Source organism: Streptomyces sp. NBRC 110611 (assembly GCF_001590865.1).
Classification (GTDB): Bacteria; Actinomycetota; Actinomycetes; order Streptomycetales; family Streptomycetaceae; genus Streptomyces.
The window spans coordinates 467,470-484,840 of the sequence record NZ_BBUY01000002.1; the positions used below are offsets into that span (position 1 = coordinate 467,470).

Genomic DNA, 17,371 nt, shown 5'->3' on the forward strand with positions numbered 1-17,371 from the left:
CGTACCGGTGGCCGAATGCCTGCGGTCGTGGCTACTGGTTGCCGCAGGTGGTGGCGTGCTCGCCGTCGAGCCACGGCAGGTCGTGGCCCATCCGGTCCCGCTTGGTGCGCAGGTAGCGCAGATTGTGCTCGCCCGCCTGGACGGGCATCGGTTCGCGGCCGGTGACCGCGAGGCCGTGCCGCACCAGGGCGGCGGTCTTGTCGGGGTTGTTGGTCATCAGGCGCAGCGAGCGGACGCCGAGGTCCCGGAGCATCTGCGCGCCCGCCGCGTAGTCGCGGGAGTCGGCCGGCAGCCCCAGTTCGAGGTTGGCGTCGAGGGTGTCGCGGCCGCGCTCCTGGAGCTCGTAGGCGCGCAGTTTGGACAGCAGCCCGATGCCGCGTCCCTCGTGGCCGCGGAGGTAGATCACCACCCCGCGGCCGGCCTCGCTGATCCGCCGCAGCGAGGCCTCCAGCTGGGGGCCGCAGTCGCAGCGCAGGGAGTGGAAGATATCGCCGGTCAGGCACTCGGAGTGGACCCTGACCAGGACGTCCTCGCCGTCCCCGAGGTCACCGGCGACCAGCGCGATGTGCTCGACGCCGTCGGCCGTGGAGCGGTAGCCGTACGCGGTGAATTCGCCGTGCGCGGTGGGCAGGCGGGTGGCGGCCTCGCGGCGGACGGTCGGTTCGGCCGACCGCCGGTAGGCGATCAGGTCCTCGATGGAGATGATCGACAAGCCGTGCTTGCGGGCGAACGGCACCAGCTCGGGCAGCCGCAGCATGGTGCCGTCCTCGCCGGCGATCTCCACGATGGCGGCGGCCGGGCGCAGTCCGGCGAGCCGGGCGAGGTCGACGCCGGCCTCGGTGTGGCCGTTGCGGACGAGGACGCCGCCGGGCCTGGCGCGCAGCGGGAAGATGTGGCCGGGCCGGACGAAGTCGCCGGGGGCGGTGTCGCCGGAGGCGAGCAGCCGCAGGGTGGTGGCGCGGTCGGCGGCGGAGATGCCGGTGGTCACGCCGTGCGCGGCGGAGGCGTCGACGGAGACCGTGAAGGCGGTCCGCATCGACTCGGTGTTCTGCTCGACCATCTGCGGGAGTTCGAGCCGGTCCAGGTCGGGGCCCGCCATGGGGGCGCAGATCAGGCCGCGGCACTCGCTCATCATGAAGGCGACGATCTCGGGGGTGGCCTTCTCCGCGGCGACGATGAGGTCACCCTCGTTCTCGCGGTTCTCGTCGTCCACGACCACGACGGGGCGGCCGGCGGCGATATCGGCGATGGCCTGCTCGACGGGGTCCAGCGCGAGGGATGCGGTGTCCCCCGCGTCGTACCAGCTCTGCAGTGCGGTCATGCCGCTGCTCCTTCCAGGACGGGCCGGCTCTCGGCGGCCGCGGCGCGGCGCGAGCGCAGCCACCAGTCGCGCAGGCCCCATACGACGAGGGCGAAGTAGACGACGTAGACGAGACCGGAGAAGGCGAGCCCGCTGCTGAAGGCGAGCGGGACGCCGACCAGGTCGACCAGCAGCCAGGCGAACCAGAACTCGACCAGGCCGCGGGCCTGGGCCACCATCGCGGCGAGCGTGCCGACGAAGATGTAGGCGTCCGGCCAGGGGTTCCAGGACAGCTGCGGGAGCAGCGTGAAGAGCGTGCCGACGGCGACGGTGCCCAGGGCCGTGCCGGCGAGCAGCACACCGCGCTCGCCCCAGCTCGCGAAGCGGACGGCGATCGAGCCGTCCTGCGCCTGCTGCCGGCCGCGCTGCCACTGCCGCCAGCCCCACAACGCCACGCCGATGACCAGGAGTTGCTTGCCGACGCCGCCGCTGAGGTGGGCGGAGGCGTACGCGGCGACGAGGATCAGGCCGGAGAGGAGCTGGGCCGGCCAGGTCCAGATCGAGCGCCGCCAGCCGAGCGCCAGGGCGGCCAGACCGACGGTGTTGCCGATCATGTCCGACCAGATGACGTGCTGCCCGAAGGCCGTGAAGGCCACCCCGTTGAGCGGGGCGAGCAGGCTCACCGGTCCATCTCCGTGATCTCGTCGAGGTCCTTGCGGTCCTCGGCGCCCCGGCCCAGCAGCCGCTCGACGTACTTGGCGAGGACGTCGACCTCCAGGTTCACGGGGTCGCCGGCCTTCTTGATGCCGAGGGTGGTGAGCGCGAGGGTGGTCGGGATGAGGCTGACGGTGAAGTGGGCGTCGCCGGCGTCGACGACGGTGAGGCTGACCCCGTCGACGGTGATGGAACCCTTCTCGACGACGTAGCGGGACAGCGCGGCCGGCAGGGCGATCTTCACGATCTCCCAGTGTTCGCCGGGGGTCCGTTCGACGAGGGTGCCGGTGCCGTCGACGTGGCCCTGGACGAGGTGGCCGCCGAGCCGCCCGCCGAGCGCCATGGGGCGCTCCAGGTTGACCCGCGAGCCGGTGGTCAGCGCGCCGAGGCTGGAGCGGTTGAGGGTCTCGGCCATCACATCGGCGGTGAACTCCCCGTCGGCGGTGTCCACGACGGTCAGACAGACGCCGTTGACGGCGATCGAGTCGCCGTGCTTGGCGCCTTCGGTGACGACGGGGCCGCGGAGCCGGAACCGGGAGCTGTCGCCGAGGTTCTCGACGGCGACGACCTCACCCAGTTCTTCGACGATTCCGGTGAACACTTCAGTTCTCCTCGTGGCGGGAGTGGCGGAGAGGCGTGGCGGTGATGCGGAGATCGGGGCCGAGCCGTTCGGTGCCGGTCACTTCGAGCCGCAACGCCTGGGCGATGGTGGTGATTCCGGCGTCGCCGACGGCGGCCGGTCCGGCGCCGAGCAGCACCGGCGCGAGGTAGCCGACGACCTTGTCGACGGCCTGGGCGGCGAGGAAGGCCCCGGCGAGCGTGGGCCCGCCTTCGAGGAGCACGGAGCGGACGTCGCGCTCGTACAGGGCCTGGAGGAGGGCGGGGATGGACAGGCCGCGCCCGTCGGCGGCGCGCGGCAGCCGCAGCAGCGGGGCGAGGCCTTCGAGGTGGGCGGCGTCGGCGTCCTCGGCGACCGCGATGAGGGTCGGCGCGGTGCCGTCCAGGACGCGGGCGCCGGCCTTGACGGCGGTGGCGCCGGAGTCGACGACGACCCGCAGCGGCTGGCTGATCTCGTCGTCGGACAGCCCGCTGATGCGGGCGCCGAGCTGCGGATCGTCGGCGCGGGCGGTGCCGGAGCCGACGATCACGGCGTCCGCGGCGGCCCGCAGCCGGTGCACGTCGGCGCGTGACTCGGGCGAGGAGATCCAGCGGCTGGTGCCGTCGGCGGCGGCGATCCGGCCGTCGAGGGTGGCGGCGTACTTCCACAGCACGAAGGGGCGGCGGCGCAGGACGGCGGTCAGCCAGGCCTCGTTGCCGGCCGCCGCCTCGTCGGCGAGCAGTCCGCCCTCGACGTCGACACCGGCCTCGGCGAGGGTGACGGCGCCGCCGGTGGCGGCCGGGGTGGGGTCGGAGACGGCGTAGACGACGCGGGCGATCCCGGCGTCGATCAGCGCCCGGGCGCAGGGGCCGGTGCGGCCGGTGTGGTTGCAGGGTTCGAGGGTGACCACCGCGGTGCCGCCCCGGGCGCGTTCGCCCGCGGCACGCAGGGCGTGGACCTCGGCGTGCGGGCCGCCGGCGCGCTGGTGCCAGCCCTCGCCGACGGTACGGCCACCGGGGTCCAGGACGACACAGCCGACCACGGGGTTGGGGCTGGTGTGTCCCAGGCCGCGCGCGGCGAGCTCGATGGCTCGGCGCATCGCCGCGGTCTCGACGGGGGCTCGGGCGGCCACCGGGTCCTCCTGCCTCTTCGGGCACGGACTCCGGGGCTGTCGGATACGACAGAAGCGGAAACGGAGCGACGGGGACACCACGGGTGTACGGCGAGGCCCGCCCGGAGAACGACCGGACGCGCCGCCGACGGCGGTGTACCGAAGCTCGCCCGCCGCGCACTGCCTCCCATCCGGACTTTCACCGTCGGTGCAGGAATTCCACCTGCTCAACCGGCCGCTGGCGGCGGACGGGTCGCGGACTGTTACCGCCGGTTCGGAATTACACCGACCCCGGAGTGCGCTGCTGCTCTTATGTCAGTACAGCCTCAGTCTGCCACGGCCGATCGCGGCCCATGCGAGCGAGCCGCTGTGGGCTGCCTCACAGCTCGCGAGTGCGTTCTGACGTCGCTCTAACATTGCCCGGTCATCCCCGTGTGTCCGGTCATCCCGTGTGGACGGTCATACCTCGTGCGGACGGATCACCGCCGTCCTGGACAACCGTCATGGAGAACTGGAGCAGTCATGGGCCTCGGTGTGCGCTGGACCGTGCACGGCGACGGGCGCAACCCGGCCCCGGGGGCCGTGGTCAGACCGGATGAGCGGCTGTCGTGGCCGCGGACGGTGGGCCTGGGCGCCCAGCATGTCGTGGCCATGTTCGGCGCGAGCTTCGTCGCCCCGGTGCTGATGGGGCTCGACCCCAACCTCGCGATCATGATGTCCGGTGTCGCGACGGTCATCTTCCTGCTGGCGACGCGCGGCCGGGTGCCCTCGTACCTGGGCTGTTCGCTGTCGTTCGTGGGGGTCGCCGCGGTGATCCGGGCGCAGGGCGGCACCAGTGCGACGGTGACCGGTGCGGTGCTGGCGGTCGGTGTGGCGCTGTTCCTGGTCGGGCTGGCCGTGCAGCGGTTCGGGGCGCGGATCATCCACGCCGCGATGCCGCCGGTGGTCACCGGCGCGGTGGTGATGCTGATCGGCTTCAACCTGGCGCCGGTGACGGCGCGGACGTACTGGCCGCAGGACCAGTGGGTGGCGCTGCTGACCATGCTGGTCACCGGGGGTGCCGTGGTGTGTCTGCGCGGTTTCTGGTCCCGTGTCGCGATCTTCCTCGGACTGGTCTTCGGCTACGCCGTCTCCTGGCTCTTCGACCGGGTCTTCGGCATGATCCACTCGGTGGACGGGGCGGGGAAGGTCACCGACCACTGGCGGCTGGACTTCTCCGCCGTCGGCCAGGCCGACTGGATCGGCCTGCCGCACCTCCACGGTCCGAGCTTCCAGTGGTCGGCGGTCCTGGTCGCACTGCCCGTGGTGATCGCGCTGGTCGCGGAGAACGCCGGGCACGTCAAGGCGGTCGGGGAGATGACCGGTGACCGGCTGGACGGCAAGCTCGGCACCGCGATCTCCGCGGACGGTGCGGCCTCGGTGCTCTCCACGGCGCTCGGCGGCCCGCCCAACACCACCTACTCCGAGAACATCGGCGTGATGGCGGCGACCCGGGTCTACTCCACCGCGGCCTACTGGGCGGCGGCCGGCTTCGCCCTGCTCTTCGGACTGTGCCCGAAGTTCGGCGCGGTGGTGGCCGCGATACCCGGCGGGGTGCTGGGCGGTATCACCGTCATCCTGTACGGCATGATCGGCCTCCTCGGTGCCCAGATCTGGGTGCACAACAAGGTGGATCTGCGCAATCCGGTGCACCTCGTCCCGGTCGCCGCCGGCATCATCATCGGCATCGGCGGCGTCAGCCTGCGCCTCGGCGACCACTTCGAGCTGAGCGGTATCGCGCTCGGCACGATCGTGGTGCTCACCGGCTACCACGTCCTGCGCGCCCTGGCCCCCGCGCACCTGAAGACCCAGCCGCCGCTGCTGGACGAGGGCACCTCGTCGTACGACAAGGCGTAGGGCGCTTCTGACGGACTCCGGGCCACAAGAGGGCACGCCGGACATTACCCCGTTCCGGTCAACGCCGTCCGGCCACCGGCGGATGCCCGTCGTCCCGCTGACACGCTGGGCGGATGACGACATCTCAGGAATCGACGGACCGGGAACGCGGTGACGACGACGGCGGCCACGGGCCGGCGGACACCATGGCCGCTGCTGCCGCTCCCCCCTCTCCCGCCTCTCCCCCCGCTCGCGGCATCGCGGACGTACTGGCGCGGATGCGGGCGCTGGACGCGGCGCTGCCCGCCGGGGACGGAGTGGCCGTCTTCAACAGCGTCTATCTGACCGTCACCGAGGAGGTGGCGCGGCGCGTCGAGCGCGGCGCCTTCGAGGACGCGCGGGCCGCCGGTGAGCTGGACGTCCGGTTCGGGCGGCGCTACTTCGACGCGGTGGACGCCGCGACGGCGGGGCGGCGGCCGCCCGCCTGCTGGCGGCCGCTGTTCCAGCTGCGCCGCCACCCGGGGGTGCGTCCGCTGCAGTTCGCGCTGGCCGGGATCAACGCCCACATCGGCCATGACCTGGCGCTGGCGGTGCTGGACACCTGCCGGGCGCTGGAGTGCGAACCGGACGCGCTGGAGACCGACTTCGACCGGGTGGGCGGGGTACTGACCGGCCTGGAGGAGCGGATCCGCGAGCAGCTGATGCCCGGCCCCGACGTGCTGGAAGTCGCCGATCCGCTGACGCATCTGATCGGGTCCTGGAGCCTGGACAAGGCCCGGGACGGTGCCTGGGTGGCGGCCCGGGCGCTGTGGTGCGTGCGCGGCCTGCCGAAGGTGACGGAGGAGTTCACCGAGCGGCTGGACGCCGGGGTGGGCCTGGTGGGCCGGATGCTGCTGACGCCGCTGCCCGGGTGACCAGGGCCGCCGTGCGGCCCGCCGCCCCGACATGTCACCTCTGAACTTCCCTACGCCGAGGGTACGTTGCCCTGGAGGTGCCGGAGACAGCCGAGGGGAACCTCGGACGAGGGAGAGGGCACCCTGGACAGCCGGGGAAACCTGAGACGAAGGAGTGCGGCGTGGCCATCCGACTCGGTCTGAGCCTTCCGCAGACGCGGCAGTACGACATCGGACGGGACGTTCCCGAGGTGGCGCGGGCCGCGGAGCGGACCGGCTACGAGAGCCTCTGGGTCTTCGAGCGGATCCTGTTCCCCGAGCCCGCCACCCAGGGGCTGTTCGGGATTCCGGGCCTGCCCTGGCCCGACCAGTACCGCGCGGTCGCCGACCCGCTGGTGACGCTGGCGCTGGCCGCCACGGCCACCGAGCGGGCCCAGCTCGGCACCAGCGTCCTGATCGCCCCGCTGCATGTCCCGTTCCAGCTGGCCCGCGGCCTCGCCTCGCTGGACGCGGCGAGCGGCGGCCGGGTGGTCGCGGGCCTGGGCACGGGCTGGTCGCTGGACGAGTACGCGGCCGCCGCGGTCGCCCCGTTCGAGCGGCGCGGCGCGGTCCTCGACGAGGTGATCGACGTCTGCCGCGCGGTGTGGGGCCCGGACCCGGTCGCGTACGAGGGGGCGCTGACGGCCATCGCCCCGTCCGTCGTCGGCCCCAAGCCGAAGCGGCCGATCCCCATCCTGCTGCCCGCCACCAGCGCGCGGGCGCGGCGCCGCCTGGTCGACCGGGCGGACGGCTGGATGCCGGTCGGCGCTGGCGCCGAGCAGCTCGCCGAGCAGTGGCGGCGGCTGCGGGAGCTGGCCGCCGAACGGGGCCGCGAGGAGCCGGTGCGGTGTGTGGTGCGGGCCAACGCCCAGCACACCCACGCCCCGTACCGGGGCGGCAGCCGCCGCCCGTTCCAGGGCAGTGCCGAGCAGATCTCCGAGGACCTGGCCACGCACGCCGCGGTGGGCGTGGAGGAGATCCTCATCGATCTGCAGGGCCGGGCCCGGGACGCCGCGGAGCTGACGGATCTCGCGGCGGAGGTGTACACGGCGGCCCGGGCGGCCGGGGTCTGATCTCTCCGGGGCTCAGTCCTCGGGCAGCTCGACCGGGGCGATCTCGTCGTAGACATCGCCGGGACCCGGGTTGGTCGGGTCGGTGGCGCCGCCGAGCTGGTGCATCACGCCCCATACGGCGTTGAGCGCGGTCTGCACGGCGCCCTCGGCCCAGCCCGCGGTCCAGGAGATGTCGTCACCGGCGAGGAAGATGCCGCGCTTGTCCTCGGGGAGGCGGTCCTGCATGAAGTGGGTGAACAGGCGCCGCTGGTAGCGGTAGTGGCCCGGCAGGTTGGCCTTGAACGCGCCCATGAAGTAGGGCTCGTTCTCCCAGGACACGGTGACCGGGTTGCCGATGATGTGCTTGCGGATGTCGACCTTCGGATAGATCTCGCCCAGCGACTTCAGCATCACCTCCATCCGCTCGTTCGCGTCCAGCGGAAGCCACTTGAGGCTGTCGTCGCACCAGGTGTACGACAGGCAGATGACGGCGGGCCGGTCCGGTCCGTTGTCCAGCAGATAGGTGCCGCGGGTCATCCGGTCGGTCAGCGTCATCGACATGACGTCCCGCCCGGTTGGCTCCCCCTTGTCGTCGACGGACTTGTCCAGCCAGAACGGCCGGTCGACCGGCACGAAGAGCTTGCTGGACTCCATGTAGTGGGTGCGCTCGATCGCCGTCCAGTGGTCGATCGGGAACAGCTCGTCATCGCAGTCGATCTTGGACAGCAGCATCCACGACTGGGCGGTGAAGACCACCGCGCGGTACGAGCGGATGTCGCCGGAGGCGTCCGTGACGGTGACGCGGTTGCCGGCGGTGCGGTGCAGCCGGGTCACGGCCGGGCGGGGCGCGCCGCCGTGCAGCGACGACAGCGAGGTGCCCGGCGCCCAGTGCACGATCTTCCGCGGCTCCCGCTCCCACAGGCGCTGCGGCAGCTGCTGGGAGCCGCCGACGATACCGCGGTGGTGGTCATCGGCCTCGGTGTAGACGACCCGCAGGATCTCCAGGATCGAGTTGGGGAAGTCGGTGTCCCAGCCGCCGGTGCCGAAGCCGACCTGGCCGAAGATCTCGCGGTGCCGGAAGGACGTGAAGGCCTCGGATTCACAGAGGAAGCCGTAGAAGGTCTGGTTGTCCAGCTTCTCGACGAGCTTCGCCCAGATCTCCCGGATGCGCGGGACGTCGCGCTCGCGCATGGCCCGGTTCATGTCGGAGAAGTCGGCGCCCTCGTCGAGGCACTTGTTCCACGCGTCGGCGACGTCCCGGTAGACCTGCGGCAGGTCGTCGATGGTCTCGGCGTAGTGCGACTCGCCCTTGAGGTCGACGACGGTCGAAGGCGTCGCCTCGGCAAGGGGGTTGGGGAAGGGCTTCGTCTCCAGGCCGACCAGGTCGATGTAGTGCTGGAGAGCGGTGGAGGACGGCGGGAAGCGCATCGCGCCCAGCTCGCAGTTGAGCTCGGTTTCGTCACCCGCGGCGGCACAGCCGTCGAAGCCGACGGTGCGCAGCCGGCCGCCGATCCGGTCGGCCTCGTAGACGACGGGCTTCAGGCCCATCTTCATCAGCTCGTACGCGGTGATGATGCCGGAGAGGCCGCCGCCGACGACCGCCACCTCGGCGCCGTGCTCGGTCGCCGGTATCTGGCCGAGGCCCGCCGGGTGGGCGAGGAAGTCGTCGTACGCGTAGGGGAAGTCCGGGCCGAACATGGTGATCGGCGGCTGGCCGTCGGTGTGCGGGACGGCGGGGGGCACCGTGGACGTCATGGGGCAGGGACTCCTTGCGCGGGAAGCTGACGGTGGAGCTGGTGGGGAGGGGGAGGGACGTGGAGAGGGGGAGGCGGGGCGGGGAGCGGGGAGGGGTCAGGCGAGGGACGCGTACAGGCCGGGGCGGCGGTCGCGCAGGTAGGGGTTGTGCGCGCGCGAGGCGGCGAGGTACTCGGGGTCGGCGTCGGCGTAGACGAGTTCCTCGCCGCGGCCGGCCCGGGCCCGGGCGACGCCGTCCGGGCCGGCCAGTGTGGAGAGACCGACGAACTCGAACTCCCCTTCCGGGCCGGTGCGGTTGACGTACGCGATGTACATCTGGTTCTCGAAGGCGCGGACCGGCACCAGCGATTCGGCGACGAACTGGAACGGGTGCATCTGCGCGGTGGGCACCAGCAGCAGGTCGGTGCCGGCGAGGGCGTGCGCGCGGACGTTCTCCGGGAACTCCACGTCGTAGCAGATCATCAGGCCGATGCGGAGGCCGCCCAGCTCGGCCTGGACGACGGGCCGGTCGCCCGGGGTGAACCACTCGCGCTCGAAGCAGCCGAAGAGGTGCGTCTTGCGGTACGTGGCCAGGCGCTGCCCGTCCGGGCCGATCAGCTGGACCGCGTTGTACACCGTCGCCCCGTCGCGCTCGGGGAAGCCGTAGGCGACGGCGAGGCCGTGGCGTACCGCGATCTCGGCGACGGCGCGCGCCGCGTCACCGTCGGCGGGCTCGGCGAGCCGGGGGACGTCGTCGCCGATGGCGTACCCGGTGAGGAACATCTCGGGCGTGACCAGCAGTCCGGCGCCGTGCGCGGCGGCCGTGCGGGCCGCGTCGTCGAGCACCCGAAGATTGTGTGCGACGTCGCCGGGCTGCCCCGAACTCTGGAGCAGGGCGGTGTGCAGCGACGTCATGGGACCCCTCGGCGGAACAGGTGCGGGCGGCGGGACGCATTGACGGTACGGGGCGCCGCCGATGCCGGACAAGGCGCCACCGTTGCGTGCCGACGGCCGATTCATTGCGCGTTCAAGCGGCTCCGCGGCGATTCATTGCGCGCGGCGTTCTCGCAGGTCGGGCGGGCACCCGTCAGCTCGGTGACGGCCCGCCGGACCAGCTCGCGCAGCCAGCGGTGCCCGGCGTCGGCCTCCTGACGCGGGTGCCAGGCCATCTCCATGGGCATCGGCGGCAGGTCGAGCGGGATCGGCAGGACGCACAGGCCCAGGCTGCGGACGGTGGTGGCCGCGGTCACCTCGTTCGCCATGCCGACCGCGTCGCTGTCGCGGACCATCAGCAGGGCGGCGGCGAACGTGGCAGCGGTGGCGATGACCTTGCGGCGCAGTCCGAGTTCGCCGAGCGCGGTGTCGATGGGCCCGGTCAGCCGGCCGCGGCGGCTGGAGTTGATGTGCGGGGCGTCGGCGTAGCGCCGCGGGGTGAGCCTGCCCGTGGTCAGCGGGTGGCCGGCGCGCACCACCGCCACCGGGCGGTCGGTGAACAGCAGCTCCCTGCGGATCTCCGGTTCGGGGCTGTCGATGACGCCCAGCTCCAGGTCCGCGGCGCCCTCGCGGAGCATCGGCACATCGACGTGGCTCTCGCCGAGGAAGCGCAGGACGACCTGCGGCGCTTCCTCTGCGGCGAGGGCCACCAGCCGCGGGCCGAGGGAGGTGACCAGGAGGTCGTTGGCGGTGAGGGTGAAGGTCCGGGCCAGCCGGGCCGGGTCGGCGGGCGCCGCGGGGGCCAGCACGCCGTGTGCCGCTTCCACCAGCCGGCGGACCTCGGCCCGGATCTCCCGGGCGCGCGGGGTGGGCACCATCCGGCGGCCGGCACGGACCAGGACCGGGTCGCCGACCGTGCGGCGGATCCGGCCGAGGGCGCGGCTCATGGCCGGGCCGGAGAGCCCGAGCCGGTCGGCCGCCGCGGTCACGCTCTCCTCCTCGAGCAGGGCGTCCAGCGCCGTCAGCAGGTTGAGGTCGATGTTTGCGTTTCGCGCAATCATGGAGTGCACACCTTGCATTTGAGGTTATTCAACCCGGACTCTAGCGTCCCGGCCATGACCTCGACCATGACTCCCTCCCCCGCCCTGGCCGCCGGCCCGCGCGCCGGACGCCGCTCGGTGACGGCGGCGATGTGCGCCTGTGTGCTGGTCGCCCAGTCGCTGGTGGCCGCGATGAACCTGGCGATACCCAAGATCGCCGCGAGCGGACTGCATCCGTCCGCCTCCCAGCTGCTGTGGATCGTCGACAGCTATGTCCTGGTCTTCGCGGGGCTGCTGATCCCGGCCGGCGCCCTCGGCGACCGGTTCGGGCGGAAGGGCGTCCTGCTGACCGGCCTCGGCGTCTTCGCGGCAGGTGCGCTGCTGAGCGCGCTGGCACCGGCGCTTCCGGTGCTGCTGGCGGGCCGCGCGCTCTCCGGTGCGGGCGCCGCCCTGCTGGTCCCGGCGACCATGTCCGTCCTTCTGCACACCACACCGCCGGACCGCAGGGCCGGGGCGGTGGCCGCCTGGAGCGCGGCGCTGGGCATCGGCGGAATGGCGGGCAACGCGGGCGGTGCGCTGATCCTCCAGTACCTGCCCTGGCAGGGGCTGTTCTGGGCGTACGTCCTGCTCGGTCCGGTCCTGCTGGTCTGGGTCGCCTCGGCCGCGCCGCGGGTGCCGCGGCAGACGGCGGTGCTCGACCTGCCCGGTTCGGCGCTGCTGGTCCTCGGGGCGGGGGCGCTGCTCTTCGGCATCATCGAAGGCCCGGGCCTGGGCTGGACCTCGGCCGCGGTGACCGGCGCCTTCGCCCTCGCCCTGGTGCTCTTCGCGGTGTTCGTACGGCACGGACTGCGGGCCGCGCACCCGGTGCTCGACCCCCGGCTGTTCCGGCTGCCGCGGCTGCGGGCCGGCGCCCTCGGTATCGCCGTGACGTTCTTCGGGATGTTCGCGCTGTTCTACGTCAACGCCCAGTTCCTCCAGTACGTCAAGGGCTACTCACCGCTGCAGACCGGGTGGGCGATCGTGCCGCTGGCCTTCGGGATGATGGCGATGACGCGGTACGGGCTGCGCTGGGCGCAGCGGGCCGGTGAAGCCCCGGCCGTGGGGGCGGGGCTGGTGCTGATCGCGGCCGGACTGCTGCTCCTGTCGACCGCCGACGCCGGCACCCCGTACCCGCGCTATCTGGTGTTCCTCCTGATGCTGTCGGCCGGGGCGGGGCTGGCGATGCCGATCCTGTCGCAGGCGATCGTGGCCTCCGTGCCGCCCCGGCGCGCGGGCATGGGGTCCGGACTCCAGGGCGCGGCCCGGGAGCTGGGCGCGGCGCTGGGGATCGCGGTCGTCGGCACGGTGCTGTCCGTGCGCTTCACCGCGGGCACCGGCGACGGCACCGCGGCGGCGGCCGCCTTCGCCGACGCCGCGGCGCTGGGCTACCGGATCGCGGCGGGCGTGGTGCTCGTCCTGGGCACCGTCGTGGTCACCGGCCTCATCCGCAGAACCCGGCCTTGACCTCAAGCGCGCTTGAGGCAGCAGGCTCTCCGCCATGAACGCCATGACCACCGAAACGACGCGGCTCCAGCTGCGGTACCTGACCGACCGGGCCGAGATCGCCGATCTGCTGGACCGCTATCTGCGCTCCCTGGACGAGGGGCGGTTCGACGAGAGCTGGGCCCGCGCCTTCCACACGGAGGACGTCACCGCCGAGATGCCGATCGGTACCGTCCGCGGGCGCAACGCCCTGCTGGACCACGTCCGGCGGGGGATGGCCCTGTTCGACCGGACCGTCCACCTGGGCACCAACGCGGTCATCGAGATCGACGGCGACCGGGCCACCGCCCGCGGCGCCCAGCTGAGCACCCATGTCCTCGCCGACGGCTCCGGGGGATCCGGGGGATCCGGGCGGACGGGGGGATCCGGAGGATCCAGGCGGACGGGGGGATCCGGGGAGGTCTTCGTGTCCGCCGGCCACGTCGATCACGAGCTGGTGCGGACCGCGGACGGCTGGCGGATCGCCGCCTCGTCGCTGCGCATCGTCTGGACGCAGGGGACACCGCCGCGGCTGCCGGCCGGCCTGGGCCCGGCCGACTGAGCCGGACGGCCGGGCCGGGCGCGGCGGAGAGGTCAGCCCGGCGCGCCCGAGCTGAAGCGGCGGAGCAGCGGCGACAGCACCAGGACGGACTTGGTCCGTTCGACGAACGGCTCGCCCGCGATCCGCTCCAGCACCCGCTCGAAGTGCCGCATATCGGAGGCGAAGACCTGGACGAGGGCGTCCGCCTCACCGGTCACGGTGGAGGCGGACGCCACTTCCGGGTAGCGCGACAGGCCGCGGTGGATCGCCTCGGGCGAGGTGTTGCGGCGGCAGTAGACCTCGATGTACCCCTCGGTCTCCCAGCCGAGGGCCGCCGGGTCCACCCGTACGGTGAAGCCGGTGATGGCACCGTCGGCCCGCAGCCGGTCCACCCGCCGTTTGACGGCCGGGGCGGAGAGCCCGACCTCCTGGCCGATGTCGGCGTAGCTGCGGCGGGCGTCCTCGGCGAGGGCGTGGACGATGCGTTCGTCGAGATCGTTCAGTCGCACTGCGGGTGGATCACTTCTCTGATGTGGCCAATCGGGAGCGGCGCGAGCCGTAACCGAAGTAGATCACAAGGCCCACCGCCATCCAGACACCGAAGACCACCCAGGTGACCACGCGCAGGCTGCTCATCATGTAGAGGCAGAGCAGGAAGCCGACCGCCGGGAAGAGCGGGGCGAGCGGGGTGCGGAAGCTCCGCGGCATGTCGGGGCGGGTGCGGCGCAGCACGATGACCGCCACATTGACCAGCGCGAAGGCGAAGAGCGTACCGATGCTGGTGGCGTCCGCCAGCTCGCCCAGCGGCACCGCCGCGGCCAGCACACCGCAGAACAGCGAGACGAGCACGGTGTTGACGCGCGGCACCCCGGTCCTGGCGTGCACCTTGGAGAACACCCTGGGCACCAGACCGTCCCGGGACATCGCGAAGAGGATGCGGGTCTGGCCGTAGAGCACGGTGAGGACGACGCTGGCGATGGCGATCACCGCACCGAACGCGAGCAGCACCGCCCACCAGCTCTGGCCGGTGACCGCCTTCAGGATCCCGGCGAGCGCGGCCTCCGAGCCCTCGAACTTCTGCCACGGCATCGCCCCCACGGCCACCGCCGCGACCAGGCAGTACAGCGCGGTGACGATGACCAGCGACAGCATGATCGCGCGCGGCAGGTCACGCTGCGGGTTCTTGGCCTCCTCGCCGGCCGTGGACGCCGCGTCGAAGCCGATGTACGAGAAGAACAGGGTCGCGGCCGCGCCGCTGACCCCCATGATGCCCAGCGGCATGAAGTTGGCGTAGTTCCCGGAGCGCACGCCCTGCACGGCGACGCCGCAGAACAGCAGCAGCGCGGCGATCTTGACGACCACCATGATCGTGTTGGCCCGGGCGCTCTCCTTGGCCCCGCCCAGCAGGAAGACCATCGCCAGCAGCACCACCAGCAGCGCCGGCAGGTTGAAGATGCCGCCGCCACCGGGCGGCGCGGCCAGCGCATCGGGGATGGTGAAGCCGAAGACGCCGTCCAGCAGCTCGTTGAGGTACTCGCCCCAGCCCACCGCGACGGCCGCGACCGAGACGCCGTACTCGAGGATCAGACACCAGCCGCAGACCCAGGCGACCAGCTCACCGAGGGTGGCGTAGGCGTAGGAGTACGAGGATCCGGAGACCGGGATGGTGCCGGCCAGCTCCGCGTACGACAGCGCCGAGAACAGCGCGGTGACGCCGGCCAGGACGAAGGAGATGACGACGGCGGGACCGGCGACCGGGACGGCATTGCCGAGCACGACGAAGATTCCGGTGCCGAGGGTGGCGCCGATGCTGATCATGGTCAGCTGCCAGACGCCCATCGTGCGGCGGAGCGAGCCCCCCTGCCCCTTGCCGCTCTCGGCGACCAGCCGCTCGACCGGCTTGCGCCGCATCAGCCCGGTGCCGACGGCTCCGGGGGCGGGCGGTTCGGTGTTGGTGTCCCCTGGGGGCGGGGCTGCGCCGTGCTCCAACACTGAGGTGGCTCCTTAATCGCTGCCAGTCGGATGACGGCCACCGGCAGCGATCCGTACGCGGGCATGCCGGGGCAGCCTACGCCGATGACCGCCGAGCAGGCGGTCGCCGCCACTCCACGTACTTAGCGCAGACCTTACGGGGCGCCGCTGAGCTGCCGTAATGCAGGTTCCTTGCGCAACCACGGACGATCGTTGCGCACCAGCGCGAAGAGCGGATGTTCGTTGCGTTTCGGGCACCGGTCGGGCGGAGCCCGGACGGCCCCCGGATGGCGCGTCCAAGGGGTGGACGCCATGGTCACCCGGCGTCCGGGACCGGATACACGACCGGATACGCGACCGGCCCCGCACCGAGTGGTCGGTGCGGGGCCGGCGGGGCGGGCGCTGCCTGCCGGGGCAGCTGCTGCCTGTCGGAGTACTAGCTCCAGCTGTCGTGCAGCGGCTTGCCCTCGGCGTAGCCGGCGGCGCTCTGCACGCCGACGACGGCCTTCTCGGCGAACTCCTCCAGGGAGGCCGCGCCCGCGTAGGTGCAGGAGCTGCGGACACCGGCGATGATCGAGTCGATCAGGTCCTCGACGCCGGGGCGCGCCTGGTCGACGAACATCCGCGAGGTGGAGATGCCCTCCTCGAACAGCGCCTTGCGGGCCCGGTCGTACGCCGACTCCTCGCTCGTCCGGCGCTGCACCGCACGGGCGGAGGCCATACCGAAGCTCTCCTTGTACGGGCGGCCGTCGGCGGTGTGCTGGAGGTCGCCGGGCGACTCCAGCGTGCCGGCGAACCAGGAGCCGATCATGACGTTGGACGCACCGGCGGCCAGCGCCATGGCGACGTCGCGCGGGTGGCGCACCCCACCGTCGGCCCAGACGTGCTTGCCGTACTTCCTGGCCTCGGCGGCGCACTCCAGCACCGCGGAGAACTGCGGCCGGCCGACGCCGGTCATCATGCGGGTGGTGCACATCGCGCCCGGTCCGACGCCGACCTTGATGATGTCCGCACCGGCTTCGATCAGGTCGCGGACGCCCTCGGCGGCGACGATGTTGCCGGCCACGATCGGCACCTGCGGGTCCAGCGCCCGCACCTTCTTGATCGCCTCGATCATCGTCTCCTGATGACCGTGCGCGGTGTCGATGACGAGGGTGTCCACGCCGGCGTCCAGCAGCGCCTGGGCCTTGCCGGCCACATCGCCGTTGATGCCGACGGCGGCGGCGATCCGCAGCTTGCCGTTGGCGTCCACGGCGGGGGTGTACAGGGTGGCGCGCAGGGCGCCCTTGCGGGTGAGGATGCCGACCAGCATGCCGTTCTCGTCGACCGCGGGCGCGAGCTTGCGGTTGGCGGCGTCGAGGCGGTTGAACGCCTCACGCGGGTCGATGTCCGCGTCCAGGACCAGCAGGTCCTTCGACATGACCTCGGAGACCTGGGTGAAGCGGTCCACCCCGGCCAGGTCGTGCTCGGTGACGACACCGACCGGGCGGCCGCCCTCCACGACGATGCCCGCGCCGTGTGCCCGCTTGGGCAGCAGCGCCAGCGCGTCGGCGACCGTCGCGACCGGGGAGAGCACGATCGGCGTGTCCAGTACCAGGTGACGGCGCTTGACCCAGGTCACGACGTCGGTGACGACATCGAGCGGAATGTCCTGCGGGATGACGACCAGGCCACCACGGCGGGCGACGGTCTCGGCCATCCGCCGGCCGGCGATCGCCGTCATGTTGGCGACCACGAGGGGGATGGTGGTGCCGGTGCCGTCGGGCGCGGAGAGGTCCACACCCTGGCGGGAGCCCACGGCGGAGCGGCTGGGCACCATGAACACATCGTCGTAGGTCAAGTCGTAGGGCACCGAAGAACTCTCTTCGAGCGCGCCGTTCTTCGGATTGAGGAATCGCATAAGGCCAGGATACGGGCCCTGCCTTGGGCTCATACGATTGTCCGAGCCGCCCCGGGGGCGTGTGTGCGATCCGCCAAGGAGGTACGCGGGCCTCCGGCACCGGGGCCGGGCGGCCGGAGGGCCCTAGGGCCTGTCCGATGGGTCCGCGT

At 72.4% G+C, this 17,371-nt stretch carries 15 protein-coding genes and 1 riboswitch; of the genes, 5 read left to right on the forward strand and 10 right to left on the reverse strand.

Annotated features, from left to right (window positions below; genetic code table 11):
* Window positions 1–31: 31 nt before the first annotated feature.
* Genes AZE13_RS06525 through ribD form a run of 4 tightly spaced genes read right to left on the reverse strand, consistent with a single transcriptional unit; the run spans window position 32 to window position 3,744 of the window.
* Complete coding sequence (locus AZE13_RS06525) at window positions 32–1,321, reverse strand: bifunctional 3,4-dihydroxy-2-butanone-4-phosphate synthase/GTP cyclohydrolase II (protein WP_066927874.1); 1,290 nt, start codon at window positions 1,319–1,321, stop codon at window positions 32–34.
* Window positions 1,318–1,983, reverse strand: coding sequence for a nicotinamide riboside transporter PnuC (locus AZE13_RS06530; protein ID WP_066927876.1), 666 nt, complete (start codon window positions 1,981–1,983; stop codon window positions 1,318–1,320). The genes AZE13_RS06525 and AZE13_RS06530 overlap by 4 nt, the downstream gene beginning before the upstream one ends.
* A complete protein-coding gene (locus AZE13_RS06535; RefSeq protein WP_066927879.1) occupies window positions 1,980–2,615 on the reverse strand; it encodes a riboflavin synthase in 636 nt (211 codons plus the stop codon). The genes AZE13_RS06530 and AZE13_RS06535 overlap by 4 nt, the downstream gene beginning before the upstream one ends.
* Window position 2,616: 1 nt before the next feature.
* Window positions 2,617–3,744, reverse strand: a complete 1,128-nt coding sequence (ribD, locus tag AZE13_RS06540; RefSeq protein WP_258527619.1) for a bifunctional diaminohydroxyphosphoribosylaminopyrimidine deaminase/5-amino-6-(5-phosphoribosylamino)uracil reductase RibD — start codon at window positions 3,742–3,744, stop codon at window positions 2,617–2,619.
* 152 nt (window positions 3,745–3,896) lie between these two features.
* Window positions 3,897–4,027, reverse strand: a riboswitch (FMN riboswitch).
* Window positions 4,028–4,245: 218 nt separating this feature from the next.
* Here ribD and AZE13_RS06545 point away from each other — a divergent pair.
* The 3 genes from AZE13_RS06545 (at window position 4,246) to AZE13_RS06555 (ending at window position 7,603) form a co-directional block, all read left to right on the forward strand.
* Complete coding sequence (locus AZE13_RS06545; RefSeq protein WP_066927881.1) at window positions 4,246–5,619, forward strand: uracil-xanthine permease family protein; 1,374 nt, start codon at window positions 4,246–4,248, stop codon at window positions 5,617–5,619.
* 185 nt (window positions 5,620–5,804) lie between these two features.
* Complete coding sequence (locus AZE13_RS06550) at window positions 5,805–6,512, forward strand: DUF5995 family protein (RefSeq protein WP_066928527.1); 708 nt, start codon at window positions 5,805–5,807, stop codon at window positions 6,510–6,512.
* 161 nt (window positions 6,513–6,673) lie between these two features.
* Entirely contained in the window at window positions 6,674–7,603 is a 930-nt protein-coding gene (locus AZE13_RS06555) for an LLM class F420-dependent oxidoreductase (protein ID WP_066927883.1), read from the forward strand.
* 12 nt (window positions 7,604–7,615) lie between these two features.
* Here AZE13_RS06555 and AZE13_RS06560 read toward each other — a convergent pair whose 3' ends face one another.
* The 3 genes from AZE13_RS06560 to AZE13_RS06570 all read right to left on the reverse strand — a co-directional run bounded on the left by AZE13_RS06560 (window position 7,616) and on the right by AZE13_RS06570 (window position 11,310).
* Entirely contained in the window at window positions 7,616–9,337 is a 1,722-nt protein-coding gene (locus AZE13_RS06560; RefSeq protein ID WP_066927885.1) for a flavin monoamine oxidase family protein, read from the reverse strand.
* Window positions 9,338–9,433: 96 nt separating this feature from the next.
* A complete protein-coding gene (locus AZE13_RS06565) occupies window positions 9,434–10,231 on the reverse strand; it encodes a carbon-nitrogen hydrolase family protein (protein ID WP_066927886.1) in 798 nt (265 codons plus the stop codon).
* A gap of 101 nt (window positions 10,232–10,332) precedes the next feature.
* Window positions 10,333–11,310, reverse strand: a complete 978-nt coding sequence (locus AZE13_RS06570; protein ID WP_079123760.1) for a LysR family transcriptional regulator — start codon at window positions 11,308–11,310, stop codon at window positions 10,333–10,335.
* 54 nt (window positions 11,311–11,364) lie between these two features.
* Here AZE13_RS06570 and AZE13_RS06575 point away from each other — a divergent pair, with 54 nt between their 5' ends.
* Entirely contained in the window at window positions 11,365–12,792 is a 1,428-nt protein-coding gene (locus tag AZE13_RS06575; RefSeq protein WP_066927889.1) for an MFS transporter, read from the forward strand.
* 43 nt (window positions 12,793–12,835) lie between these two features.
* A complete protein-coding gene (locus AZE13_RS06580) occupies window positions 12,836–13,372 on the forward strand; it encodes a nuclear transport factor 2 family protein (protein ID WP_066927891.1) in 537 nt (178 codons plus the stop codon).
* Window positions 13,373–13,404: 32 nt separating this feature from the next.
* On the opposite strand, the gene AZE13_RS06585 is transcribed toward AZE13_RS06580, so the two are convergent.
* The 3 genes from AZE13_RS06585 to AZE13_RS06595 all read right to left on the reverse strand — a co-directional run bounded on the left by AZE13_RS06585 (window position 13,405) and on the right by AZE13_RS06595 (window position 17,222).
* On the reverse strand, window positions 13,405–13,860 hold the full coding sequence (locus AZE13_RS06585; RefSeq protein WP_066927893.1) for an Lrp/AsnC family transcriptional regulator: 456 nt from the start codon (window positions 13,858–13,860) through the stop codon (window positions 13,405–13,407).
* Window positions 13,861–13,870: 10 nt separating this feature from the next.
* Window positions 13,871–15,343: an amino acid permease gene (locus AZE13_RS06590; RefSeq protein ID WP_066927895.1), complete on the reverse strand. Its 1,473-nt coding sequence runs from the start codon at window positions 15,341–15,343 to the stop codon at window positions 13,871–13,873.
* Between the two features lie 415 nt (window positions 15,344–15,758).
* A complete protein-coding gene (locus tag AZE13_RS06595; RefSeq protein ID WP_066927898.1) occupies window positions 15,759–17,222 on the reverse strand; it encodes a GuaB1 family IMP dehydrogenase-related protein in 1,464 nt (487 codons plus the stop codon).
* Between the last annotated feature and the right edge of the window lie 149 nt (window positions 17,223–17,371).

Bases quoted from the DNA above. Each gene is read 5' to 3' on its own strand.
- AZE13_RS06525 (WP_066927874.1), bottom strand. From the start codon at position 1,321: ATGACCGCACTGCAGAGCTGGTACGACGCGGGGGACACCGCATCCCTC.
- AZE13_RS06545 (WP_066927881.1), top strand. From the start codon at position 4,246: ATGGGCCTCGGTGTGCGCTGGACCGTGCACGGCGACGGGCGCAACCCG.
- AZE13_RS06550 (WP_066928527.1), top strand. From the start codon at position 5,805: ATGGCCGCTGCTGCCGCTCCCCCCTCTCCCGCCTCTCCCCCCGCTCGC.
- AZE13_RS06560 (WP_066927885.1), bottom strand. From the start codon at position 9,337: ATGACGTCCACGGTGCCCCCCGCCGTCCCGCACACCGACGGCCAGCCG.
- AZE13_RS06565 (WP_066927886.1), bottom strand. From the start codon at position 10,231: ATGACGTCGCTGCACACCGCCCTGCTCCAGAGTTCGGGGCAGCCCGGC.
- AZE13_RS06570 (WP_079123760.1), bottom strand. From the start codon at position 11,310: ATGATTGCGCGAAACGCAAACATCGACCTCAACCTGCTGACGGCGCTG.
- AZE13_RS06575 (WP_066927889.1), top strand. From the start codon at position 11,365: ATGACCTCGACCATGACTCCCTCCCCCGCCCTGGCCGCCGGCCCGCGC.
- AZE13_RS06580 (WP_066927891.1), top strand. From the start codon at position 12,836: ATGACCACCGAAACGACGCGGCTCCAGCTGCGGTACCTGACCGACCGG.
- AZE13_RS06595 (WP_066927898.1), bottom strand. From the start codon at position 17,222: ATGCGATTCCTCAATCCGAAGAACGGCGCGCTCGAAGAGAGTTCTTCG.